Raw genomic sequence first — 25,803 nt, forward strand, 5'->3', positions numbered from 1 at the left:
GACATTAATTCACAGCATATTTTTCCTTGAGAAAATGGTCCATCTTTTCAGCAGCCCGACGGCCATCTCCCATGGCTAAAATCACGGTTGCACCACCACGAACGATATCGCCACCCGCAAACATTTCCGGTATAGATGACTGCATCTTCGTTTCATCGACCACGATGGTTCCCCATTTGGTTACTTTCAACTCTTTCAAACTCGAAGGTACTAAAGGATTTGGCGAAACGCCAACCGCCACAATCACTAAATCCACTTCCATCTCAAATTCCGAACCTTCCATCGGAACCGGACGACGGCGCCCTGAAGCATCGGGTTCTCCCAGTTGCATCCGGATTAGCTTCATCCCACTGACACGTCCTTTTTCGTCGCCATAGTATTCCAGCGGGTTACAAAGGTTGTGGAATTCCACGCCCTCTTCCTTTGCATGTTTGATCTCTTCGATACGGGCCGGCATTTCCTCTTCAGAACGACGATACACAATCATTGCTTTTTCAGCACCCAGTCGTAAAGCGGTGCGAACCGAGTCCATGGCTGTATTTCCGCCACCAATTACGGCTACGCGCTTTCCGTGCAGAACAGGCGTATCGGTTTCGTCATACTGAGCTCCCATCAAATTTACACGGGTTAGATACTCATTCGACGAAAGAATGCCGTTATAATTTTCTCCGGGAATGCTCATAAAACGAGGCAAACCGGCTCCACTTCCGATGAAAAACGCCTGGAATCCCTGCTCTTTCAAATCATCAAAAGAGGCTGTTCTTCCCACAATAAAGTTGGTCTCGAAATGAACGCCCATCTTTTGCAGGTTCTCCAATTCCTTATCGACTATTTTATTCGGTAACCGGAATTCCGGAATTCCGTATTTCAACACGCCGCCAATTTCGTGCAACGCCTCAAAAACAGTGACATCGTACCCCTTTTTAACCATGTCGCCGGCAAACGAAAGTGCCGCCGGACCAGAGCCAACGGTAGCGACTTTAATTCCATTTGATTTCGCTGTTTCCGGAATACTCATTTCTCCACTCTCGCGCTCAAAATCGGCAGCGAAACGTTCCAGGTGACCAATGGCCACTGCGGGTTTGTTCAGTTTCTGAACGTAGAAGCACTGCGCTTCGCACTGTTTCTCCTGCGGACAAACGCGACCACAAACAGCTGGCAATGCACTGGTTTCTTTCAACACAGACGCTGCCTGTTGAATTTCGCCCCGCTCAATATTTTTAATGAACTTCGGAATGTTGATGCTTACCGGGCAACCTTCTATACAGGTGGGATTGGCACAATCCATGCAACGAACCGCTTCCTGCATGGCCATTTCGCGGGTCAGGCCACTGTTGACTTCCCGGTCCTGGTAATTTACCCGGACCTCAGGCTCCAGCTCAGGCATGGAAACCCGTTCAATCAGCATCCGGTCCTTGTTCTTTGTTTGTTTTCTCAGTTCGGCGCGCCATTCGGCTTCGCGTTCCTGTTTTAGGTATAATGAATCGAGTCCCATTATTCTTCGACCAATTTGTGCTGTAAATGATAACGTTCCAATGCTTCTTTCTCTTCTTCGCGATAGCCGCCAAGGCGCATCAGCATCTCGTCAAAATCGATGTGATGAGCGTCGAACTCCGGGCCATCTACGCAAGTGAAACGCGTTTTCCCGCCCACCGATACACGGCAGGCACCACACATTCCGGTACCATCGACCATGATGGAGTTAAGACTGGCCTGTGTTGGCACGTTGTACTTTTCTGTTAGTAAAGCTGCAAACTTCATCATGATTGCGGGACCGATGACAATGCATTCGTTCACCTCTTCACGCTGAAGAATTTCTTCCATTCCGGCGGTTACCAAACCTTTTCGCCCATGCGAACCATCATCCGTCATCACGATGAGCTCATCGGACCACTGGCGCATTTGGTCTTCCAGAATAATTAAATCCTTGCTTCGGGCAGCCAAAACCGTAATTACACGGTTCCCGGCTTTCTTAAATGCCTCTACAATGGGAAGCAACGGAGCAACACCTACGCCGCCACCTGCAGCCAAAATTGTTCCTACGTTTTCAATGTGTGTTGGCTTACCGAGCGGGCCAACCAGGTCGGTAATGTAATCGCCCGGCTCCAAATCAGCCAGCTTCGAAGTACTCACCCCAACCACCTGTGCCACCAGGTCGATAGTTCCTTTTTCGGCATCAGCCGAAGCAATCGTTAACGGAATCCGCTCACCTTTTTCTCCCACACGGAGAATAACGAAATTTCCTGCTTTCCTGGAACGGGCAATCAGAGGTGCTTCAACAACCAATCTGACAACCTTTTCCGAGAAAAACTCCTTTTTTACAACTTTATTCATCTAACAGGAAATAGTTTCTTATTAATTCACATAATTTTTTCAAAAATAGGAATTTCGTGAAATTAAGAGCCAATATGGAAGTTAATCTTCATGTGCTACACAACCTATGCCTCAAAGTATTAATGAATCAGCCAGTTCAAAAATGCGCCTGAGATTTTCGGTTCTATCCTGATGTTTTTCGAAGGAAATATTTATTTTTAAAGTTTTCTTTATCGCAAAGTGATTTTTGCGGATACCAAATATTAAGGATTGAGAACTTGACAGTTTCATTACCGGATAGAAAATGACAAAAGAAGATCGGGAAAAACTACGGGAAACCATGACGACGAAAGTGGCCGGACTAAAGGAAGAGCTGCTCGATTTAAAAGAGTTGACACGCCCGGAGGCTCCGGATTGTGCTATTGGACGAGTAAGCCGGATGGACGCCATTAACAACCGTAGCGTGAACGAAGCTGCCATGCGAAACAAACAATTAAAGTTGTCAAAACTCGAAGAGGCACTGGAGAAAATCGATTCTCCCGACTTTGGGAAGTGTACCCGCTGCGGCGAAGAAATTCCATGGGGACGCATCGCTATCATGCCCGAATCGACATTGTGCATCCGGTGTGCATCGCGTTAAAATTGATTGAGAGAATGGGAAAAAACAAGAAAAAGAATGACCGGCAGGGAATCGTCTATTCGACCGATGACCAGTTTGATTACGAATACAACGAGCAGGAAGAGGAAGAAACATTGCCCCCCTCGCAACAGAATCTGAAAATCATGCTCGACAGAAAGCAGCGAAAAGGAAAAGAGGTAACACTCATCACCGGATTTGTCGGTGCCGAAGACGACCTGAAAGCACTGGGCAAACAATTGAAAAGCAAGTGTGGAGTCGGAGGATCGGTGAAAAACGGTGAAATTCTGCTCCAGGGCGATTTCCGCGATAAAGCCATGCAACTTCTTACCAACGAAGGTTACAAAGTGAAGAAAGCCGGCGGTTGAACCGCTACTCCGTTTAATTCATGCCATAACGGCAAAAGCTAACAAAGAGGGATTATTTGTGAGTCTACAGTTCATTATTGCCATCACGGAACACCGGAATCTGGGTTACGTTCTTGCCCCTTATTTGGTTGAGAAGAAAGGGTCGAACACTTTCTATTCTGTCGTAAAGAAAATCCATTGCCACAACCTCGATGACGGAGATTATGCCTACTCTCCTACCGAGAAAAAACTGGTCAGCCTGATGGAGAAATACAGCAATGAAAACTTGCTGGATCGGTTCGGTAACAGGGGAGGACTGAATGATTTTTTCAAACACATCGACTTGGATACTTTCACCAAACAGGTGGTTCCGTACATCGAAAAGCAAATACTCAAGTGCCTCGATTTGCTGAAAGAGGATTCCATCCCGTTGTACCGGAAAGAGTCCAAATACAGCAATTTATACGAAGAGGATCGCATAGAACTTTGCTACCGCGACACCAGTGCTGTTTTCAATTTCGAGCGACTTGAACATGAAACCCGCTACTATTTGACCATCCGGTACCACGATCAGGAAATTTCGCTGCAACATCGCAATGTGATTCTGCTGACCAATCATCCTTGCCGGTTGCTTTACCAGGGGAAACTGTATTTCTTCGATAACCTGGCCGGGAATAAGCTGCTTCCCTTTTTCGAGAAAAATTACGTCAGTATTCCGCGCAGTGTGGAAGACAAGTACTACCGTACGTTTGTCCTGAGCACGATTCGTCATCACCAGGTTCACGCCAAGGGTTTTGACATTGTGGAAGGAAATCCGGAAAAGAAAGCCATACTTTCGTTAGAAGAAGACCAGCGGAAGAATCCGCGCCTGATGCTCAAATTCAGATATAATCAGCGCGATTTTCCTTATATCGACAAGGAGATGCAGGCTGTTTATCTGCGCAAACAAAATGGAAATTATACCTTTTACAAATTCGAGAGAGACAAGAACTGGGAGAAAGATTTACTGAAGTCGCTCCGAAAAATGGGATTGGTCAAAACGTCTTCCGGACTTCATCCCGAAGGGATCTCAGATGTTACGAGCAGCGAATACTTCTATTCGTTGATCAACTGGCTGAATAATCATCGGCAAGAGATGGAAGAAGCCGGCATTGAAATAGAGCAACACAACCTCGACCGAAAATACTACACCGGAAGCCATACACTCAACATTGAGATAAGTGACGAAAGCGACTGGTTCGACATTTATGCTTACGTCAATTTTGGAGAGTTTCGTTTTCCTTTTGTCCGGCTGAAAAAGAATATCCTCAACGGAGTCCGGGAATTTCAATTGCCTAACGGCGAAATTGCTGTTCTTCCGGAAGAATGGTTTGCCCGCTACCGCGATATTTTCACCCTTTCGGAAGCCGATACTGAACATCTGAAGCTGAGAAAACACCATTTCCCGGTACTGGAAAACAACCTGGGCGGCGTCCATAAAAAATACCTGAAGAAGTTTGAAACACTGACTCAGGAACAGCCGGAAGCTCCCGAAGTGCCACAGAAACTCAATGCCCTGCTTCGCTCCTACCAAGAAGAAGGCTTCGGCTGGATGTACCATCTTCACCAGCACCATTTTGGCGGTTGTCTGGCGGACGATATGGGATTGGGAAAAACGGTGCAGACGCTGGCATTGCTCTTAAAAACGCAACGCAAAGTCAACGGATATCCTACGCTATTCGATCAGGTTGAAGATGACAAAAACGGAAAAAACCGGCAGTTTTCGAAGAATCATCAACCAGCCAGCTTGATTGTGCTGCCGACTTCGCTTGTTCATAACTGGGAAGATGAAATCCTGAAGTTTGCACCATCACTCAGGTACTATAAATATATAGGTGCGCGCCGCCGGCATAAAATCAGCATGCAGGATATTATTCACCAGCATGACGTGATTCTGACCACCTACGGAACCGTGCGCAACGATCGGGAATTCCTGAAGCAATACCAGTTTTATTACCTCATTCTCGACGAAGGACAATACATTAAAAATTCGGGTTCGAAAACTTACCGGGCCATTAATGATATGAACGCCTCGCACCGGCTTGTACTGACCGGTACACCCATCGAGAATTCACTTTCCGACTTATGGTCGCAAATCAATTTTTTGAACAGGGGATTACTCGGAAGCCTGGCTTGGTTTAAACGCGAATTCATTTCTCCTATCGAGCGGAAAAACGATGAAGAAGCACAAAAAAAACTACAGCAACTCATTCAGCCTTTCATCCTTCGGCGAACGAAAGAGCAGGTAGCCCGCGATCTTCCGCCTTTAAGCGAATTAATCCGGTATGTAGATATGACGCCGGAGCAGAAGAAGGCATACGAAGCTGAAAAGTCTTCCATCCGAAACAACATCCTTTCAAATATCGAAGAAATCGGGTTGGAGAAATCGGCTTTTGTGGTTTTGCAGGGGCTCATCCGGTTGCGACAACTGGCTAATCATCCGGCCATGATTGAGGACAACCAGCACATCGAATCGGGAAAATTCAACGAGATTCTGCGCATGCTAAGTATTTTAGTTGCTGAGAAGCACAAGATTCTCATCTTCTCCTCCTTCGTCAGACAATTAAAATTGCTGGCTAAAGAATTTGAAACGAATGGCTGGAACTACAGCCTGCTGACAGGGCAAACCCGCGACCGCAAAAAGGTGATCGACGATTTCCAAAATAACCCCGACAACAATATCTTTCTTATTTCACTAAAAGCCGGCGGCGTTGGTCTGAACCTAACCTCAGCGGATTATGTGTTCATCGTCGACCCGTGGTGGAACCCGGCAGCTGAAATGCAGGCTGTGAATCGTGCTCACCGTATCGGACAGGACAAAAAAGTATTTGTGTACCGCTTTATCACCGAAGGAACCATTGAAGAGAAGATTCAAAAGCTGAAAGAAAAGAAATCGTCGCTGGCCGAGAAATTCATCAATTCCAACAACCCGTTCCGTTCTGTCTCCAAAGACGAACTCATGCACCTCTTCGAAGACTAAAAAAGAAAAGGACAGACCGGGCGGCCTATCCTTTTACTAAACTAACCAAACTAACTAACCTAACTAAACCTAAACTTATGAAATCATTGCAAAAATAATTCGCAACACTTCAAATAATATTAACTAAAGATTAAATAAACGTTTTCTTCATTTCAATGCTCTTTTCAACAGAGCCTCATCAGACCTTTTTAAAAGTTAAAAAAGAAAAGGACGGACCGGGCGGTCCATCCTTTTACTAAAACTAACCAAACTAACTAACCTAACTAAACCTAAACTTATGAAAAAAAATGTACCACAAAGATAACCGCGCCCCCAGGGGTTCGACGAATTATTTCTGTTAAAAATTGTAAAGATTTATCTAAAAAACCTTAACAAACGTAAAGGCTGTAAAGGCTTTCATTGACTGGGGACAGGCCATTTCCGGTCGCAAAACTGAATAATGCTAAAGATGTGAACACCTGCCACTTGAGAATTAAACGCACGAAAAAAGGAGCTCCTTTTTCAAGAAACTCCTTTGTGAACCCGAAGGGATTCGAACCCCTAACCTCCTGATCCGTAGTCAGGTGCTCTATCCAGTTAAGCTACGGGTCCGTGCAATGCAGTGATAAAAACTTTCAAAAAAAATAGAAGCTTCTCACTGCAAGAAACTTCTTTGTGAACCCGGAGGGATTCGAACCCCCAACCTCCTGATCCGTAGTCAGGTGCTCTATCCAGTTAAGCTACGGGTCCTTTTGTTTTTGAAAGCGGTGCAAATATAAAGAGTTTTCAATAAACACCGTTACTTTCGGAAGCTTTTTTCGAAAAAAATCGCACCAATTCTGGTAGCCTTCCGAGGCTCAAAACTTTATGCACCGTCGTATTTGGCCATTTTGTCTTCTATCGTGACCGGTGTTTCGGCGTTGCTTTGGATTTTCACGTACGCGAGCATATTTTCCGCGCCAGCGGCATAGCAAGCCTCATGCACTTTTTTAACGACATCCATCAATTGGTCGAAATCCCCCTCCATAACCGTTTCGAACGGACAAACCCGGTATTTTACACCCGATTCTTCAATAATTTTTATCGCTTCATCCACCAGCGCGTAAGTATCTTTATCCTCTGCCCGCGGCAATACCTGCAGAGCTAAGTTAATCTGCTTGTTCATTATCTTCTTCTTTAAGAATTTTATTTTCCAGAATATCTCTCAATTCCTCGGCGCTAAATTGCTTTACATTGGTGATAAGCATATCGGTCCGGAGGAAACCGCCAATCTGGTTGCATTCCATAATGATATCACGGAAGATGTTTCGTAGTGGCTCCCGAATGGGAATCATCGCCGTAAGGGCAACAAATCCTGTATGAAATTCGATTGATTCGAGTTCTGAGTCATAATGATCGAGTGCAAACAGAATTTCTTTTTCGAGCAGTTCTTTCTGCCAGTCGGTAAAAGGCTGGTCTTCCAAAGCGAACAATGCTCCAAAATAACGGAACTTGTGTCCTCTTCCTCCCAATCCGGAAGAAATAAACACCGGACGTTCGCCCAGCAATGAGCTTTCGAGCCGGATACGACTCTCCTGGAAAGCCAGTTCGGTCCAATCGGTCAAAACGGTTTTATTCTCGTCTTTAAAACGCTCGATCAATCGTAACGCGTCAATTCGCTCAAGAGAAGCCAGCTGCACCAACAATTTCTGCTTTTGGTCAACCGGTGTCGTATCAGCAAATAAATTTTCAGCCTGGTCCAATACTTCAGTCGCATCGAGTCCTTCCTTCGCTTCCCGCGATTGGCGGAAATATTCCTTCTGAAGTTCTATATCGATTTTCTTTTCCAGAATCCGGATATTATCCGGCACCTGGTGAAGCGCGTCCTGAATTTTTTCATAAAAACTCTCAAATTCCATTAGTCGACGATTCAGGTTCGGCGCGAAGTTGCAAAATATTCACATATCCACCTCGAATATTACCGTTCTCATTCAGCTTTTTAACAAATAAGAAATATCTTTGCCATTATTTTTATTTGTACTAATTACAAAGTAACCGCGTAAAAATTAGCATCTTACATGCGTCTCTCAGAAGTCAGTGAAAACCATACTGTCGTTATTTCCAAGGTGATGGGGCACGGCGCTTTCCGCCGCAGGATAACGGAGATGGGTTTCGTGCGTGGAAAAGAGGTGAAAGTCTTAAAAAATGCTCCTCTTCGCGATCCGGTTGAATATGAGGTCATGGGATATCATGTTTCGCTACGGCGTGAAGAAGCGCGGTTGATCGAAGTGGTGTCACGCGAAGAAGCACTCCATTATATTGAACCGACCTATGATGGTACCATTGATTTGGAAACCCTGAAAACATCAGCGGGTGTCAAAGGGAAGGAAATCAATATTGCCTTAGCAGGAAATCCAAACTGTGGGAAAACATCGCTTTTTAACCGAGCTTCAGGAGCCAAAGAACATGTTGGGAACTATAGCGGAGTGACCATCGATGCAGCCAAAGCCAACCTGCACTGGAAAGGTTACTCACTTACCCTGATTGACCTTCCGGGAACGTACTCGCTGACTGCTTACACACCGGAAGAACTATATTCCCGAAAATACATCATCGACGAAACGCCGGACATCGTCGTTAACGTGGTGGATGCCTCCAACCTGGAGCGCAATCTCTATCTCACCACCCAGCTCATCGATATGGACATCAAAGTCGTGCTGGCATTAAACATGTACGACGAGTTGGAAGCCGGGGGCGCCAAACTGAAAATAGAAAGACTGGCCAAACTCCTCGGAATCCCCATTATTCCGACCATGGCCAACAAAGGCATGGGGATTGACAAGTTGCTCAACAAGGTGATTGACGTATACGAAGAACGCGATCCCATTGTGCGGCATATCCATATTAATTACGGCGCTGAAATGGAGAAATCCATCAAAGCGTTGCAGAAGATCATTCGTGAAGGGAAGCCAGCACCGGCCCGGGCATCATCACGTTATTTGTCGTTGCGGCTTCTCGACAAAGATCCGGAAACCGCCAAAATCATCGACGATTTTCCGAATGCTGAACAAATAAATGCTACCGCGAAGAAAGAAATCGAGCGACTGGAAGAACGCATGGACGATGACAGTTCACACCTGATTACCGATGCCAAATACGGTTTCATCGCCGGGGCATTAAAGGAAAGTTACAGTGAAGGAGTACGTAGGCGTCATGCCATTACGGAACAGATAGACAAACTGGTTACACACAAATTCTACGGCTTTCCACTTTTCATGCTGTTCATGCTCGCCACTTTTACAGCTACCTTTACCCTGGGAGCTTACCCCATGGACTGGATTGACGCCGGTGTTTCGTGGCTTGGCGACCTGATTAGAAACGGGATGGCCAATGGAATGCTGAAAGATTTGCTCATCAACGGAATTATCAATGGTGTGGGCAGCGTGGTTGTCTTTCTGCCGAACATCCTTATTCTGTTCTTTTTTCTTTCCTTCATGGAAGACACGGGCTACATGGCCCGGGCAGCTTTCATCATGGACAAGCTGATGCACAAAATAGGCCTGCACGGACGTTCCTTCATTCCCATGGTCATGGGATTCGGCTGCAATGTCCCGGCCATCATGGCTACCCGAACACTTCGTAACCGGAATGACCGTCTGCTCACCATGTTGATCATTCCGTTCATGTCCTGTTCAGCCCGGTTGCCGGTTTATATCGTGCTGATCTCTGCCTTCTTTGGAAAATATCCGGGACTGGTCCTGATGGGACTTTATTTCCTGGGAATTCTGTTGGCGGTCGGAACAGCGAAACTTTTCAACCGGACCATTTTCAAACGAAAGGAGACACCTTTTGTCATGGAACTTCCTCCCTACCGGATGCCCACGCTAAAAAATACGTTGTTGCACATGTGGGAAAAGGGAAGTCAGTACCTGCGAAAAATCGGAGGCACCATTCTGGTCGCCGTGATTGCTATCTGGGCGCTGGAATATTTTCCCCGAACGAGTCCACAGGCGGAACACTTTGTCCAGCAAAAACAAGAGGCAACTCAGCTATACCAATCAAGGGTTGAAGCTAATCCCGAACAGAAAGATTTCCTGCTCAGTGAGCGAGACTCTGTTTTGCATCACCTGACTTTGGCCGAAGAATCATCGCGCATCGAGAATTCTTATATCGGCAGAATGGGGAAAGCCATCGAGCCGGCTATCCGACCACTGGGGTTTGACTGGCGAATGGGTGTGAGCTTGCTGGCCGGACTTCCGGCAAAGGAAATTGTGGTGAGCACCATGGCTATCCTGTTCCAGGTAAACGATGATCCGGAAAACACACATCTTTTGCAGGAAAAGTTGCAAACGGAAAGGTATACCTCTGGCCCAAAAACTGGAAAACCACTTTTTACTCCTCTTGTGGCCCTTTCGTTCCTGGTTTTTGTGCTGATTTATTTTCCGTGCATCGCTGTTATTGCAACGATCCGGAGAGAATCGGGAAGCTGGAAGTGGGCTATTCTTACCGTTGTCTACACAACAGGTGTGGCATGGTTTATGGCATTTATCGTGTACCAGTTGGGAACATTAGTCACAGGATAAACAACACGTATGGCTCAAACACTGATAACCATCGTCATTATTGCAATTGCTGCTTATTTCATCATTAAAAAAGCAATTGAAACCATCCGCTATTTCCGAAAGCCGGCCCCTTGCCGGGGATGTGGAGGTTCCTGTAACACCTGTCCCATTACCGAATTTCCACATGCTGGAAACAGCAAAAAGACAACTGCGAAACCCCAGAAGAAAAAGTAGAGCCGGAAACACAACTGCTCCCGGCCATAAATATTTTGAAGAAATAATCGTCTTTTTATAACTGGTGTTCCAGAATCTCAGCAATCTGGTCAGGTGAAATATCACCATGCTCACCGATTCCCATCATCCCACGATGTAAAAAGCGAGTTTTCACTTTCGTGATGAAATTGGCGTCAATATCGTAATCGCTCAAGCGAGTTTTGATACCTACCGATTCGAAGAACTTAACCGTCGCAGCTATGATTTGGTCGATTCGTTCGTCTTCGGTTCCTTCTGTAATGTTCCATACGCGGGCACCATACTGAAGAATTTTATCCTTCTTGTTACTTCGCTTGATGTGCATCAATCCCGGTAGGACAACCGCCAGGGTGCGGGCATGATCGACTCCGTGGAAAGCGGTAATTTCATGTCCGATGGCATGTGTCGCCCAATCCTGGGGAACGCCAACGCCAATCAGTCCGTTCAGCGCCATGGTTGCCGCCCACATGAAATTGGCTGCTGCGTTATAGTCGTTACGGTTCGCCAACACTTTCGGACCTTCTTCAATCAATGTCGTCAGAATAGATTCAGCAAAACGATCCTGAATCGGAGCATCGACCGGATAAGTCAGATACTGCTCCATCACATGCACAAACGCATCGACAACGCCATTTGCCACCTGTCGGTCGGGCAATGAGAAAACAACAGTCGGATCGAGGATGGAGAATTGCGGCATCACCAACGGCGAACCAAATGCCAGTTTTTCCTGTGTCTCAACTCTTGTCACAACCGAGTTTCCGTTCATTTCGGAACCAGTTGCCGGAAGCGTTAGAACAGAACCTAACGGTAGAGCTTTTAACAGAGGGAAGTCAGTTTTTCCTGTTAAGATTTCCCATGGATCTTCTCCCGGCCAAAGTGCACCGGCAGCAATAAATTTGGTTCCATCAAGAACAGAGCCACCCCCAACAGCCAACAGAAAATCAACTTTCTCCTTCTGCACAATTTCGATGGCTTTCATCAGTGTCTCGTAGTGTGGATTGGGCTCAATTCCACCAAATTCAATCACGTCCACTCCCTGAAGAGCTTCCTTCACCTGATCGTATACGCCATTCTTTTTAATGCTGCCTCCGCCATATGTGAGCATCACCTTTTTGTCTTTGGGAACCAGTCCTTTGAGAGCACTTATCTCACCTTTTCCAAAGACAATCCTCACCGGATTATAGAATTCAAAATTGTTCATAGTAATTTATTTAGTATTCGATATACTTATACACTGATCCGCGTAAGCGCAACAAAATTAATAATTGTGGGAAATCCATTTAAGCAATTATTGCTTTCCCACGGAAGATTAATAAAAGAAGAACGAAGCTTTCTTTATCATTGCACTGTTTTTGATGTAAATTGCAAAACAGAATTCTAGTCCAACAGTAACAAAAAACATAACATCGTAAGGAAAGTTTATGCTGAAAACTGATAAAGTATTTGATCCCGAAAAAGTTGATTTCACCGAAAAAATGGCTGGTTTGTCCGACCATGAACTGATAATTGCTTTGCGTAAAAGGAATGACTATCACCCAAAAGCTGCAAAAGCGGCCATCACTGAGGCCATGCAACGCGGGATTATAAAAAGCGAAGATGATTTGGAAAGCGAAGAGTTCAAACCGATTCCCTTTAAGCGTTTTGGATTATTCGTGCGTGCAGAAAGCCAGAAGCAGGCAAGAGGAATCCTGTCTAGCCTGATATTGATTTTATACGTTTTCTCACTGATTCCCTTCTTGTACGGCGGAATCGATATTGCTTCGGGCGACTACCTGATGGCTGCCAAGAGTGCCATTCTGGGGGCTTTTACGCTGTATTTTGCATACCGTACTTCGAAGACAGAACAACCGGCCGATGCCGTGAAGTTGATCATTGCGTCGACACTAACTGCACTTTTCAGCGTTTACCACTTCTGGTCGCAGCTGAGTACGTTTGGCTACATGGAGATACTGGTCATTGTAGTGATTCTCGGACTCGTGCTATTTACGTCCGTCAATGTCTGGCAGCTAACCAAACGACTTCGTTCGATGTAAATGCAAATTTATTTTTCGGTTACCCGGAAAACTTTATTTGACAGACTAAATATGAAACCATTAAAACCCAGACCAATGAAAAAAGAACTATTGTTTTTTCTCTTCCTGATCTTTTCACTCGCGTTTACCACCTCATGCAGCGCAGGTAAGCATGATAAAAACCCGGAGGACGGGAAAACACTCAACGTACAGGAGTTCAACTCCATTTCACTTAGAGGAGGTTTTACCGTAAGCCTTTCTCAGGGTGATAAGTCTGGCATTTCAGTTGAAGCACCCAACGCCTTGATGAACGAATTAAGAGTGACAGTCGATGATGGAGAACTGAAAATTGTCGACACCCGTTTTGAGCGCGGTGAGCACCACGACGACTGGGAAAACATGGCCAGAAGGATTCACCTTAACATCACCATAAAAAATCTGAAAGATTTAAGAATCAGCGGCTACGTCAGTCTCAAAACAAAAGAGCCACTGATGACAGACAATCTGAACATTGATATTGAAGGCGGTGGCCGGTTAAGAATGGACCTGGTAACCGAAAAACTGGGAATTAATATTGAAGGTGGCGTAAGCATGGAACTGGGAGGACAGGTGCGGTACCTGACAAGTCACATTGAAGGAGCCGGCAAGATTTCGGCCTATGATATGAAAGTGAACCGGGCAGACATTTCGATTAACGGAGCCGGTTATGCTTCGGTGAATGTAAGTGACCACTTGAAAGTAGACATGGATGGCGTTGGATGGGTTCGGTACAAAGGAGACCCAATGGTCGAAAAAAATGTAGACGGTGTAGGATTTGTCTCTAAAGAATAAAAAAAGCCGGGAAATATCCCGGCTTTCACTTTTAGCTTTCCACAAACATATTACTGACCCAGCGTTGCAACCATTATGGCTTTAATGGTATGCATCCGGTTTTCAGCTTCATCAAATACAATGGAAGCAGAACTTTCGAAAACGTCCTCGGTTACTTCCATTGCTTCTAATCCGAATTTCTGGTAAATATCTTCACCTACTTTGGTTTCGCGGTTATGGAACGCCGGCAGACAGTGCAGGAATTTCACATTCGGGTTACCTGTCATCTTCAGCACTTCGCTGTTTACCTGGTAAGGTTTCAACAACTCAATCCGCTCGGCCCAAACTTCTTCGGGCTCACCCATCGATACCCAAACATCGGTGTACAGGAAGTCGCAATCCTTTACAGCTTCGGCAACATTGTCGGTTACGGTAATTTTCGCTCCTGTTTCCTTCGCTATTTCGCGGCAAACGTTCTGCAGCTCCTCTGACGGTTGACTTGCTGCAGGCGCTGCTGCGCGGAAATCCATTCCCATTTTGGCCGCTCCTACCATCAGCGAGTTCCCCATGTTGTTGCGGGCATCGCCCAGGTAAGCAAACTTCACTTCCGAAAGCGGCTTATCGGTATGCTCCATCATGGTCAGAAAATCAGCCAAAATCTGCGTCGGGTGAAATTCATTAGTCAAACCGTTCCAAACCGGTACGCCGGCGTATTTTCCCAACTCCTCAACGATATCCTGTCCAAAACCACGGTATTCAATTCCGTCGTACATACGTCCCAACACGCGGGCAGTATCTTTCATCGATTCTTTGTGACCAATCTGTGAGCCGCTTGGGCCTAAATAGGTAACATTGGCTCCCTGATCGTGTGCAGCCACCTCGAAAGCACATCGCGTGCGGGTTGACGATTTCTCAAAAATAAGCGCAATGTTTTTTCCTTTCATGCGGGGTTGTTCGGTACCTGCATACTTGGCAGCTTTCAAGTCAGCCGACAATTTCAACAGATGCTTTATTTCTTCCGGAGTGAAATCGAGTAATTTCAGAAAATTCCGGTTACGTAAATTAAATGCCATTTTCTTGATGTTTTTATGATGCTATTAATGATTCACAAAATTGATAATTCTCCGCCGGTCCACCTAACTTTTATTTTTCGGTTACCCGGAAAAAGATTAATCATTGTAGTGCATGGTGATTTTTGAACCGTATGATTTATCGGCCAATTTCTTTGCTTCCGTAATCACCGATTTCTTTCCGCCATTCTCCACAAAATTCAATGCAGCTCTGATTTTCGGAGCCATATTTCCTTCGCCAAAGGTACCGGCTTCGAGATATTTCATGGTATCGGCGTGATCCAGAAATTCCAGTTTTTCCTGCGTAGGCAACCCGAAATCTTTGTATATGAAAGAAACATCGGTCAAAATGTACAACTCATCGGCACCAATACTGGAAGCCAGTGTAGCTGAAGCCAAATCTTTATCTACGACGGCATCAACCGTACGGCAATCCTTGTTCTCATCGAAATAAACCGGGATACCGCCGCCACCGGCTGCAATCACAATATTTCCCTGCCGGGCCAGTGATTCGATCACCTCTTTATTCATTACCTGCTTAGGAAACGGCGATGATACCACACGGCGCCAACCGCCTTCTTTTTTCGGGCTCGGTTTGAATGCCCAACCTTTTTCTTCCTGCAGTTTTTTCGCCTGCTCTTCAGTATAAATCATGCCGACCCGCTTGGTTGGATCCTGAAACGCCGGATCATCCTTGTCCACTTCCACCATGCTAATCATGGAAATAATATTTCGCTGTATTCCATGTTTATTCAGCAAGTTTCTGAACATCCTTTCAATCATGTAACCTATTCCGCCCTGCGAATCCGCCACGCATACGTCCAATGGCATGGGAGCAACACCATACATTTGCTCTCCGGCGTCGTTCCGCAACAGGATATTTCCCACCTGCGGTCCGTTACCATGGGAAATTACCAGGTCGTACCCTTCCTTTAACAGGAAAACAAGATTCTCCAGCGTATCCATCGTATTGGCTTCCTGCTGCTCGATGGTACCTTTTTCATCTCCGCGGAGTAAGGCATTGCCACCCAGGGCCACCACTGCCAGTTTATTCATAGTTTTATGTTATTAATTTTTCTGAATTTTGCCCTAAATTAGTGAGTCGAAGCTCCTGTTCTCTCTACTAAGTTCATGCTTTGCAGCAACATTTGACAGTTTGAACGATTAAGAATCGGGGAAGCTACAAATCACAACATTCGGCACTGTAATTGCTTGCAAAAAGAAAGAAATTTAAACAGCGGGGAAAGATGATTTTCGTCACACTCCTTATTTGTTGTTCCGAAGAGGGCATATCACGCGTTAAAAATTTGGTTAAATTTGCAGAGCATTAGCATATTTTTCATTCAGATTTAAACCTTTATCAGGTAAATGGCCAGGAAAAAGACCTCAAATACTTCCAGAAAAAAAAATCAAAAATCCAACTTCAGGAACCGTCTGAGCAAACTCAGCAGCTGGGAACGAGTCGGTGGAATTCTCTCCATCGGACTGTTTTTCTTTGCGCTTTATTTGCTCATATCACTCATTTCCTTTCTCCTGTCGGGAGGAGCTGACCAAAGTCAGTTGAGCCTAACAGCCCGGGAAATTTTGACTAATCCCAATTTGAAAATTGAGAATGTAGGTGGAAAATGGGGAGCCAACATGGCCGACTGGTTCATTAACCGCGGTATTGGCCTCGCCTCCTTTGGAGTCGTCTACCTGCTGTTGATACTTGCCATCAAGCTGGGACGAATCCATAAAGTTTCGCTGTCGAGAAACTTTGGCTACGGAATATTTCTCATCATCTGGACATCGGTAGCTCTGGGTTATTTCATGGCGCCACTCTATGAGCAGTCGTACCTCTATCCGGGTGGTGCTTACGGTTTTTTCATTAGTCAATGGTTTAATTCTGTTATCGGGAATGTGGGAACCTTCTTCCTGTTGATGGCTACCATGTTAATCTGCATTATCATTGCCTTCGAGAATGCCTGGCCGGTGATGCGCAAATGGATGACACGTGTGAAAAAGCAGCCGGCAACCGACGCCCCGCTCTCCGATGAGGAAGTTTATTCAGAGCCCAAGGCTCCCGTTATCAACGAAAAAGACGATGCCTTCGCTAAAGTTGTTGAAGAAGACGACGAGGTGGAAGTGGTGTATGCCGACGACAAAAACAAAGAAGACGATATTGAAATAGAGCTCGAACCTGAACCGGAAGAAAATTCGCCGCTGCAAAAAACGGAGGGTGACAAGGAAAAAGGTCCGAAAGATCCGGAACTGGAAGTAGAGAAGCGGAAAGAGGACGATGTGGTGGATTCCATTCAGCAGGATCTATCCGAAGATTACGACCCGACGCTCGATCTTTCCCGTTATGAATTCCCTTCACTCGATTTACTGAAAGAGTGGTCGACCGGAAATCCACAGGTGACCAATGAAGAGTTGATTGCCAACAAAAACCGGATCGTCGAGACACTGAAAAATTACAACATCGAGATTGTCAAAATCAAGGCGACCTCTGGTCCGACGATTACTTTGTACGAAATTGTTCCGGCACCGGGAATCAGGATTTCCAAAATCAAAAACCTGGAGGATGACATTGCTCTGAGTCTGGCGGCACTGGGAATCCGCATTATTGCGCCTATTCCCGGAAAGGGAACCGTGGGTATTGAAGTTCCGAACCGGAAACCGGAAATTGTTTCCATGCGCTCCATTATCGCGTCGCGTACTTTCCAGGAATCGGAATACGAACTGCCTATCGCGTTAGGTAAAACCATCTCGAATGAAACCTATGCGGTTGATTTAACCAAGATGCCGCACATCCTGGTGGCAGGTGCTACCGGTCAGGGTAAATCGGTTGGTTTGAACGCTATCATTACTTCGCTGGTATACAAAAAACATCCGTCGCAGTTGAAGTTTGTTTTTGTCGACCCGAAAAAGGTGGAATTGAACCTGTACTCGGTGATGGAGAAACATTACCTCGCGAAAATGCCGGGTGAAGATGATCCGATTATCACGGATGTGCAGAAAGTGAAAAACACGCTGAACTCCCTGAATTTGGAAATGGATAACCGATACGACTTGTTGAAAAAAGCCCATGCCCGAAACATCAAGGAGTACAATCAGAAATTCATATCCAGAAGATTAAACCCGGAAAAAGGTTTCCGGTACCTGCCCTATATTGTAGTCGTCATCGATGAGTTTGCCGATCTGATTATGACGGCCGGCAAAGAGATTGAATTGCCTATAGCACGGATTGCCCAATTGGCCCGGGCCGTTGGTATTCATATGATCATCGCAACGCAGCGGCCTTCGACCAATATTATTACCGGTGTCATCAAAGCCAACTTCCCGGCGAGGATTGCTTTCCGGGTAGCCTCGATGGTTGACTCCAGAACTATTCTCGATTCGCCCGGAGCCAACCAGCTGATCGGAAAAGGTGATATGCTGGTTTCTACCGGAAGCAGCCTCACACGTGTGCAGTGTGCTTTCGTTGATACCCCGGAGGTGGAATCGATTGTACATTTCATTGGTGAGCAGCCAGGTTATCCTACTGCCTTCCTGCTGCCGGAATACATGGATGAAAGTTCTGATGAACCGGGCGCAGTCGACTTAAAAAACCGCGATGATTTGTTCGATGAAGCCGCCAGGTTGGTCGTTTTGAACCAAACAGGCTCCACTTCGGCTATTCAACGGAAATTTTCTATTGGTTACAACCGGGCAGGCCGAATTATGGACCAACTGGAGGCTGCCGGCGTTGTAGGTCCCAACGAAGGAAGCAAAGCACGACAGGTATTATTACAGGACGAATATTCTTTGGAACAATTATTGAATAACCTTTAAAAAATAAAGCCCTTGTTAAGCGGGAGTACAAACATGAGTAGAATGAAAAATTTTACATTAACCGTCTTGCTCGTCATGACAACCAGCCTGCTGTTTGCTCAGCAGGATAACAAAGCGAAAGAAATCCTCGATAAGCTTTCGGCAACAACAAAAAGCTATAAGACCATTCAGATCGATTTTTCCTTTACCCTGGAAAACCAGCAGGAAGACATCAAAGAAACGAACAGTGGCTGGGTAGCTTTGAAAGGTGACAAATACCGGTTACATATGCCGGCTTTAGGTATGGATGTTTACTCGGATGGAAAAACCAACTGGAGTTACCTTCCGGATGCCGGTGAAGTAAATGTAACGGACAATACGCCCGGACAGAATAATTCACTTAATCCGGCCAACCTTTTCACTATTTATGAAAAAGGTTTCAAATACCGGTACATTGGTGAAAAAAAGGTGGATGGCAAAAATGCATATGTGATTGACCTTTATCCGAAAGATTTAAATAAAGATTTCACGCGGGTTAAGCTGTACGTTGACGCAGCCAAATACCACATCATTAAGGCAATTACTTATAGTAAGGATGGTAACATTTACACGGTTGCATTGAAGAATATGAAAACCAACGTGGATTTACCTGACAGTTATTTCAAATTCGATACTTCGAAACATCCGGACGTGGATGTTATTGACATGCGGTAATTCCAGAAGTAAAAGACACAAAAAATGCTGACCCGTTTTTCGAGCCAGCATTTTTTTATATCGAAATTTCCTGTATTTCTTATTTATTCTTGGCGCCGGAATCTGATTTATTCTTCCGGGTCAATTGGCCTACTTCGGCAATCTCCATAAACGACGTTCCGCCGCCAACACCAAAGCTTCCGCCTACATAAACCACTTTGTCTTCCTCAGCCAGACAACCTTCTTCTACCAAACCGCGGAGAGCGTGTTTTACCAACTTGTCTTTATTCTTTTTCACAACAATTTCACTGGCGTGAATACCGTAGGAAAGTGCAAGCTCTCTTTTCACTTGTCCGGTGTGACACTTGGCATATACGGGACGACCACTACGGAATGCAGCCAGGTAACGTGCTGTTCTTCCCGTTAAGGTATCAGTAACAATGGCTTTTACATCCAATTCTTCAGCGGCCATTACAGCAGCTTCCGACAAGAATGCAGGTACCTCACCATCGAGACGTGGCACCGGCAGGTCATTTCGCTTATCCTTGCTTTTTTCGACTTCCATGGCAATGCGGGTCATGGTTTCAACCGCTTCAATCGGATAACTTCCGTAAGCTGTTTCACCCGAAAGCATAATCGCATCCGTACGGGCATAAATAGCATTGGCCACATCACTTACCTCGGCACGGGTTGGCCTTGGATTCTGAATCATGGTATGCAACATCTGCGTAGCGATAATTACGGGCTTTTTCCGCTGCACGCATCGACGGATAATGTGTCGCTGAACTCCCGGAATTTTCTCGGCAGGAATTTCAATTCCCAAATCACCGCGGGCAACCATAATACCATAAGCATAATCCAAAATCTCGTCGACGTTATTGACACCGTCCAGATTCTCAATTTTTGCTATGATTTTGATTTTACTTCCCTTGCGATCGAGAATCTCCTGAACAGCCAGTACATCCTCTTTATTACGCACAAACGAGTGAGCAATGAAATCCAAATCATTATCGACGGCCCATTCGATGAACATTTCATCTTTGGGTGAAATAGCAGGCAAAGAGAATGAAACTCCCGGAACATTGATGCTCTTCCGGTTTTTGATTTCGCCGTCATTGACAACTACCGCCTCTAGCGCGTCGTCCTTTACGGCTTCCACTTTCAACTCCAGTTCTCCGTCGTCAATCAAGACCGAACGGTCAACTGACACATCTTTGGCAAAACCAGGGTAATCAACGTAAAGAACTTCTTTACTGGATTCTCCTTCGCCCCCTTTAATCAAAAGGCGATCGCCCTTCTTCACAACGATGGGCTCAGCAATATTTTTAGTCCTGACTTCAGGTCCTTTGGTATCGAGTAAAATAGCCAGAGAATCGGATACAGCCCGGACATCATTTACCAGTTGCAAAGCAGTCTCGGGAGTTTGGTGTGCCGTATTGATTCGGACAACGTTCATCCCCGCGTCGTACAATTTTGAAATAAATTCCGGATTACTGGTTTTGTCGGAAAGTGTTGCGACAATTTTGGTGTGCTTGTTTCGATTCATCTTGATAGAAAGATATTTTAATATAGTAATTGGCCGCGAAATTAAGTGATTTCAGCAAATGCCAGCTCTTTTCACCTTTCTAACAGCAGGAAATAAGATTTGTTTAATATGCCCGGAGCGTCAAACACATATAACCCACTGATTTTATTGCAGATAAATAAAAATATAATTATCTGGTTGTCATAACATTAAAATTACATTCCGTCAGACAAGAAAACTTTCCACCGCCAACCGGTATGAATCGAGACCAAACCCCATGATGCTTCCTTTGCAAACCGGCCCAATCAGCGATTCATGCCGAAAACTTTCGCGCGTCAGAATATTGGAAATGTGAACTTCGACCACCGTTGAATTAATTCCGGATATCGCATCGCGTATGGCAACGGATGTATGTGTATACGCTCCCGCATTGATGATTATTCCATCTGCAGAAAAACCAACTTCATGCAACTTGTTGACAATCTCTCCTTCTACATTCGATTGAAAATAATCAAACTCGATTTGAGGAAACCGTTCTTTCAATTTTACGTAATATTCATCAAAGGACTGATTTCCATAGATGGTCTTCTCTCTAACGCCCAAAAGATTAAGGTTTGGGCCATTTATTAAAATAATTTTCATTTAACTCAGATAATTCTTATATTTAACTAGATGTCAAAAAGAAAACATCATATTATTTCAAAACCTTTTCTTGCATCCCCCCTGGCATTTTTAACAATAATAAATGTTTTCTTAAACCAAATTTATTTAAAATTGTTACAAGTTAAAACTAAAATTGCTTCATTATGAATTGGGTTGAGAGCAAAAAGGGATACGAATCGTTTTTGAGACTTGAGAAATCGCTTTCTCAAAACTCAATTAGCGCCTACATTAACGATATCAATAAATTGATTTCGTTTTTGGAGGGTAAATTTAAAGAACTTCCGCCAGACAAGGTAAAACTCCAACATCTTCGTGAATTTGTTGAATGGATGAACCAGAAAGGTGTAAGTCCGCGTACGCAAGCCCGGACCATTTCGGGTATTAAGTCGTTCTACAAGTACTTACTCATGGAAGGTGTGATTGAAAACGACCCGACAACTTTGCTCGAATCGCCCAAAATCGGGAGGAAGTTGCCGGATATACTCAGTGACCAGGAAATTAACGATCTGATTAATGCGATCGATTTAAGTAAACCGGAAGGACAGCGGAATAAAGCCATGATTGAAACCCTTTACAGTTGCGGTCTCCGTGTCTCCGAACTGGTTAACCTGAAATTGAGCAATCTGCATTTCGATCAGGAATTCATAAAAATTGAAGGAAAAGGCGATAAAGAACGTCTGGTCCCAATCAGCAAGCAAGCAATTGAAGATATCAACAAATATTTGATTGGTTACCGAAAACGTCTGAAAGTGGATAAGGACAGTGAAAATATCCTCTTCCTGAACCGTCGGGGTAAGCAGCTCAGCCGTGTGATGATTTTTACCATCATTAAAAACCTGGCACAAAAAATCAACCTGAAGAAGAACATTAGTCCTCATACATTCCGCCACTCATTTGCCTCGCAGTTGATTGATGGCGGTGCCGATTTAAGGGCTGTGCAGGAAATGCTGGGACATGAATCCATTCTTACGACTGAGATTTATACCCACCTCGATAAAGACTATCTGAAGGATACGGTTAATCGCCATCATCCCAGATCCTGATAGGAAATTTTTATTTAAATTAAATAACAATATTACTAGAGAAGGTAGGCAAATTCTATGATTTGTTAATGCCTTCTCTTATTTTTTATCATTTTATCACACCTCTCTATTACAGACCATTACACATACAACGAGACCGTATCGGAAGCTTCTTTTTAGAATCAATATGCTTTACAGCAATAATATGTTTTAGAGCATAGAATTTTCAATTATTCGTTTATCTTTGACCACTGCGAAACTACGAGCATTAAAACCTTTATCAAATTATCTCATTATGAAAAATTTAGATTTGTCTGTTTACGGAATTGACAACGTAACAGAGATCGTCTACAACCCTTCTTATGAGCAGCTGTTCGAAGAAGAAACTAAACCTGGTCTGGATGGTTATGAGAAAGGTGTTGTAACTGAATTAGGTGCAGTGAATGTAATGACAGGTGTTTTCACCGGACGTTCGCCCAAGGACAAGTACATCGTCAAGGATGAAACCACCGAAAATACGATGTGGTGGACAACTGCACACTCTCCTAACGACAATAAACCGATTTCACCCAATGTATGGAAGCAACTGAAAGAAGTTGTTACTGACCAACTTTCAGGCAAGCGTCTCTTCGTAATGGATACCTACAGCGGAGCCAACGAAGATACCCGCATGAAAATCCGTTTCATTACGGAAGTTGCATGGCAGGCGCATTTTGTAAAAAATATGTTCATTCGCCCCACAGAGGAGGAACTGGCCAACTACGGTGAACCTGACTTTGTCGTGTTAAACGGCTCGAAAGCGACCAACCCCAACTGGAAAGAGCAGGGATTGAACTCTGATGTATTCACCGTATTCAACCTGACTGAAAAAATGCAGGTAATTGGTGGTACCTGGTATGGTGGTGAAATGAAGAAAGGTATGTTCGCCATGATGAACTACTACCTGCCTCTCCGTGGTATTGCTGCGATGCACTGCTCGGCCAACGTTGGTAAAGATGGCGATACCGCTATTTTCTTCGGTCTTTCCGGAACCGGTAAAACCACACTATCAACTGACCCGAAACGCCAGTTGATTGGTGACGATGAGCACGGATGGGACGACCAGGGTGTATTTAACTTCGAAGGCGGTTGCTATGCAAAAACTATCCGTTTGGATAAAGATAGCGAGCCTGATATTTTCAATGCCATCAGGCGCGATGCACTTCTCGAAAACGTTACAGTTGACGAAAATGGCAAAGTTGATTTCAATGATGGTTCGGTAACTGAAAACACCCGTGTTTCTTATCCGATCTATCACATCGAAAATATCGTAAAACCGGTATCGAAAGCAGGGCATGCGAAGAAAGTTATCTTCCTGACGGCTGATGCATTTGGTGTATTGCCTCCTGTCTCTAAATTGACAAAAGAGCAAACCAAATATCACTTCCTTTCAGGATTTACGGCAAAACTGGCCGGAACTGAGCGTGGTGTTACTTCACCTCAGCCTACGTTCTCTGCTTGTTTTGGTGAGGCTTTCCTGTCTCTTCACCCGACCAAATACGGTCAGGAGTTGGTAAAACGGATGGAAGCTGCCGGTGCTGAAGCTTACCTGGTAAATACCGGATGGAACGGAACCGGAAAACGTATCTCAATCAAAGATACCCGTGCGATTATTGACCGCATTTTGGACGGCTCGATTGAAAAAGCAGAAACTAAAATGGTTCCGATCTTCAATCTGGAAGTTCCAATTGCGCTAGAAAATGTTGACACCAACATCCTTGATCCGCGTAATACGTACGCTGATGCAGCGGAATGGGAAAACAAAGCCAAAGACCTGGCTGAGCGTTTCATCAAGAACTTCGAGAAATATACCGACAACGAAGAAGGAAAAGCATTGGTTGCTGCCGGTCCACAACTCGAACATTCGAAAATTTAATATCCACTTCTTTACATACAAATCCCGGGAAATTGAGTTTTCCGGGATTTTTTATGGCTTAATCAAATCGTCAAGTGCCGAATCGATATCCGGAAATTGGAACTTGTACCCGGCTTCCGATAATTTTCGGGGTAGAACAGTAGGACCATGACTGAGTGCTGTTGCTCCTTCTGAGAACACTAATTTTAGCGCAAATGCTGGAACCGCCATAAACGAAGGCCTTCCCAACTTCCGGGCCAACTTTCGGGTAAATGTTTCATTATTCACCGGATAAGGAGCTGTAAAATTGAACACCCCTTTTAATTCTTTTTTGGCCAAAAGAAACTGAACTGCGCCCACTACATCGTCCAGATGGATAAAGGAAAAGCCTTGTTTTCCACTGGCCACAGTGCCGCCAAGTCCCATTCTGAAAATGGGCAATAATCTTCCGAACATGCCGCCATCTTTTCCAAGAACGAGCCCCATCCGCATAATCACCAACCGAACACCCAACGCTTCCACTTCCGATGCCGCACCTTCCCATCGCGTAGCTACTTCTCCCAGAAAATCGTGTCCGTATTCAAACACCTCTTCATCGTGCGTGCCCGAGTTAGCGTAGATACCGATAGCCGAAGCCGATAAGAACATCTCCGGCCGATCATCAGTAGACATCGCTTTTAATGCGCCAACCAGCTGACGGGTCACCTTAATCCGGCTCTCCATAATTTCCTGCTTGTAGGCCTGTGTCCAGCGCTTCACGATGGGAGCACCAGCCAGGTTGATAATTCCGTCGACGCCGGTTAAAAGCTGCACGAGATAGTTCTCGCCGCGCTTAAAATCAGCTCTTAGCAACGGAACCACTTCAATGCCGGAGCTAACAAATGCCTCGCGCAATGCTCCGCCAATGAATCCTGTACTTCCTGATATGGCAATTTTCATTCTGATGTATTTTTCTGTTTAGGTTTATAATATTTATTTGGTTTCGGTGGCAACCTGCTTCATGGGTAGCGCCGATATCACTTTTCGCTAAAAAGGTTCAAAAGAAAATAATTCCGAAAACCGGAAAGAATCGCGTCATTTTAAATCTGTCCGGGCATAAGGAAAACTCTTTACAATAAAATTACCTGTTTTCGCTAAAACAACTTTATTTTGTATCGGACAAAGACAGATTTATGGTCAAGAAAAAGAATACATCCTCCACACGCGGAAAAAGAAAACGTATACCTGTTAAAAA

21 protein-coding genes and 2 tRNA genes are annotated in these 25,803 nt (G+C 44.9%); 11 read left to right on the top strand and 12 right to left on the bottom strand.

What is annotated here, in order from left to right:
* Positions 1-4 precede the first annotated feature (4 nt).
* A complete protein-coding gene (gene gltA / locus CLV93_RS08170) occupies positions 5-1,495 on the bottom strand; it encodes an NADPH-dependent glutamate synthase (protein ID WP_106541690.1) in 1,491 nt (496 codons plus the stop codon).
* Positions 1,495-2,334: a sulfide/dihydroorotate dehydrogenase-like FAD/NAD-binding protein gene (locus tag CLV93_RS08175; protein ID WP_106541691.1), complete on the bottom strand. Its 840-nt coding sequence runs from the start codon at positions 2,332-2,334 to the stop codon at positions 1,495-1,497. The genes gltA and CLV93_RS08175 overlap by 1 nt, the downstream gene beginning before the upstream one ends.
* Before the next feature lie 283 nt (positions 2,335-2,617).
* Between CLV93_RS08175 and CLV93_RS08180 the strand changes: the two genes are divergently transcribed.
* From CLV93_RS08180 to CLV93_RS08190, 3 genes are read left to right on the top strand one after another with little or no spacing between them, the layout of a single operon-like run.
* Positions 2,618-2,953, top strand: a complete 336-nt coding sequence (locus CLV93_RS08180; RefSeq protein WP_211297780.1) for a TraR/DksA family transcriptional regulator — start codon at positions 2,618-2,620, stop codon at positions 2,951-2,953.
* Positions 2,954-2,967: 14 nt separating this feature from the next.
* The gene (locus CLV93_RS08185; RefSeq protein WP_106541692.1) at positions 2,968-3,318 is read left to right on the top strand and encodes a translation initiation factor; all 351 of its coding nucleotides are present in this window, start codon (positions 2,968-2,970) and stop codon (positions 3,316-3,318) included.
* 58 nt (positions 3,319-3,376) lie between these two features.
* Entirely contained in the window at positions 3,377-6,316 is a 2,940-nt protein-coding gene (locus tag CLV93_RS08190) for a DEAD/DEAH box helicase (RefSeq protein WP_106541693.1), read from the top strand.
* 517 nt (positions 6,317-6,833) lie between these two features.
* Here CLV93_RS08190 and CLV93_RS08195 read toward each other — a convergent pair.
* The 4 genes from CLV93_RS08195 to CLV93_RS08210 all read right to left on the bottom strand — a co-directional run bounded on the left by CLV93_RS08195 (position 6,834) and on the right by CLV93_RS08210 (position 8,193).
* A tRNA-Arg gene (locus tag CLV93_RS08195) sits at positions 6,834-6,907 on the bottom strand.
* Between the two features lie 64 nt (positions 6,908-6,971).
* Positions 6,972-7,045 (bottom strand) — tRNA-Arg (locus CLV93_RS08200).
* A gap of 115 nt (positions 7,046-7,160) precedes the next feature.
* A complete protein-coding gene (locus CLV93_RS08205; RefSeq protein WP_106541694.1) occupies positions 7,161-7,460 on the bottom strand; it encodes an MTH1187 family thiamine-binding protein in 300 nt (99 codons plus the stop codon).
* Positions 7,444-8,193 carry a hypothetical protein gene (locus tag CLV93_RS08210; protein ID WP_106541695.1) on the bottom strand — a complete coding sequence of 250 codons (750 nt, stop codon included), beginning with the start codon at positions 8,191-8,193 and terminating at the stop codon, positions 7,444-7,446. Before CLV93_RS08210 ends, CLV93_RS08205 begins: the two co-directional genes overlap by 17 nt.
* A gap of 159 nt (positions 8,194-8,352) precedes the next feature.
* Here CLV93_RS08210 and feoB point away from each other — a divergent pair, with 159 nt between their 5' ends.
* Both feoB and CLV93_RS08220 read left to right on the top strand, forming a co-directional pair.
* On the top strand, positions 8,353-10,857 hold the full coding sequence (gene feoB, locus CLV93_RS08215; protein WP_106541696.1) for a ferrous iron transport protein B: 2,505 nt from the start codon (positions 8,353-8,355) through the stop codon (positions 10,855-10,857).
* Between the two features lie 9 nt (positions 10,858-10,866).
* The gene (locus CLV93_RS08220; protein ID WP_106541697.1) at positions 10,867-11,070 is read left to right on the top strand and encodes a hypothetical protein; all 204 of its coding nucleotides are present in this window, start codon (positions 10,867-10,869) and stop codon (positions 11,068-11,070) included.
* 55 nt (positions 11,071-11,125) lie between these two features.
* On the opposite strand, the gene CLV93_RS08225 is transcribed toward CLV93_RS08220, so the two are convergent.
* Positions 11,126-12,289 carry an iron-containing alcohol dehydrogenase gene (locus tag CLV93_RS08225; RefSeq protein WP_106541698.1) on the bottom strand — a complete coding sequence of 388 codons (1,164 nt, stop codon included), beginning with the start codon at positions 12,287-12,289 and terminating at the stop codon, positions 11,126-11,128.
* Positions 12,290-12,509: 220 nt separating this feature from the next.
* On the opposite strand from CLV93_RS08225, the gene CLV93_RS08230 reads away from it, so the two are divergent.
* Together CLV93_RS08230 and CLV93_RS08235 are read left to right on the top strand one after the other, a co-directional pair.
* Positions 12,510-13,121 carry a hypothetical protein gene (locus CLV93_RS08230; protein WP_106541699.1) on the top strand — a complete coding sequence of 204 codons (612 nt, stop codon included), beginning with the start codon at positions 12,510-12,512 and terminating at the stop codon, positions 13,119-13,121.
* 75 nt (positions 13,122-13,196) lie between these two features.
* Positions 13,197-13,931, top strand: coding sequence for a head GIN domain-containing protein (locus CLV93_RS08235; RefSeq protein WP_170108896.1), 735 nt, complete (start codon positions 13,197-13,199; stop codon positions 13,929-13,931).
* A gap of 50 nt (positions 13,932-13,981) precedes the next feature.
* Here CLV93_RS08235 and CLV93_RS08240 read toward each other — a convergent pair whose 3' ends face one another.
* Both CLV93_RS08240 and CLV93_RS08245 read right to left on the bottom strand, forming a co-directional pair.
* A complete protein-coding gene (locus CLV93_RS08240) occupies positions 13,982-14,983 on the bottom strand; it encodes an ornithine carbamoyltransferase (protein WP_106541701.1) in 1,002 nt (333 codons plus the stop codon).
* Positions 14,984-15,079: 96 nt separating this feature from the next.
* Positions 15,080-16,036, bottom strand: coding sequence for a carbamate kinase (locus CLV93_RS08245; RefSeq protein ID WP_106541702.1), 957 nt, complete (start codon positions 16,034-16,036; stop codon positions 15,080-15,082).
* 312 nt (positions 16,037-16,348) lie between these two features.
* Here CLV93_RS08245 and CLV93_RS08250 point away from each other — a divergent pair, with 312 nt between their 5' ends.
* Both CLV93_RS08250 and lolA1 read left to right on the top strand, forming a co-directional pair.
* Positions 16,349-18,793 (top strand): FtsK/SpoIIIE family DNA translocase, encoded by a 2,445-nt coding sequence (locus CLV93_RS08250; protein WP_106541703.1) that lies wholly within the window; start codon positions 16,349-16,351, stop codon positions 18,791-18,793.
* Positions 18,794-18,835: 42 nt separating this feature from the next.
* Positions 18,836-19,486, top strand: coding sequence for an outer membrane lipoprotein periplasmic chaperone LolA1 (gene lolA1 / locus CLV93_RS08255; protein ID WP_170108897.1), 651 nt, complete (start codon positions 18,836-18,838; stop codon positions 19,484-19,486).
* A 79-nt stretch (positions 19,487-19,565) separates the two neighbouring features.
* Here lolA1 and pyk read toward each other — a convergent pair whose 3' ends face one another.
* A complete protein-coding gene (pyk, locus tag CLV93_RS08260) occupies positions 19,566-21,011 on the bottom strand; it encodes a pyruvate kinase (RefSeq protein ID WP_106541705.1) in 1,446 nt (481 codons plus the stop codon).
* 204 nt (positions 21,012-21,215) lie between these two features.
* A complete protein-coding gene (gene aroQ, locus CLV93_RS08265; RefSeq protein ID WP_106541706.1) occupies positions 21,216-21,632 on the bottom strand; it encodes a type II 3-dehydroquinate dehydratase in 417 nt (138 codons plus the stop codon).
* A gap of 164 nt (positions 21,633-21,796) precedes the next feature.
* Here aroQ and xerD point away from each other — a divergent pair, with 164 nt between their 5' ends.
* Both xerD and pckA read left to right on the top strand, forming a co-directional pair.
* Positions 21,797-22,696, top strand: coding sequence for a site-specific tyrosine recombinase XerD (xerD, locus tag CLV93_RS08270; RefSeq protein WP_106541707.1), 900 nt, complete (start codon positions 21,797-21,799; stop codon positions 22,694-22,696).
* A 274-nt stretch (positions 22,697-22,970) separates the two neighbouring features.
* Complete coding sequence (pckA, locus tag CLV93_RS08275; protein WP_106541708.1) at positions 22,971-24,590, top strand: phosphoenolpyruvate carboxykinase (ATP); 1,620 nt, start codon at positions 22,971-22,973, stop codon at positions 24,588-24,590.
* Between the two features lie 51 nt (positions 24,591-24,641).
* On the opposite strand, the gene CLV93_RS08280 is transcribed toward pckA, so the two are convergent.
* Complete coding sequence (locus tag CLV93_RS08280; RefSeq protein WP_106541709.1) at positions 24,642-25,508, bottom strand: TIGR01777 family oxidoreductase; 867 nt, start codon at positions 25,506-25,508, stop codon at positions 24,642-24,644.
* Positions 25,509-25,803 lie beyond the last annotated feature (295 nt).

The sequence above is a fragment of the Prolixibacter denitrificans genome, from assembly GCF_003014495.1.
GTDB lineage: Bacteria > Bacteroidota > Bacteroidia > Bacteroidales > Prolixibacteraceae > Prolixibacter > Prolixibacter denitrificans.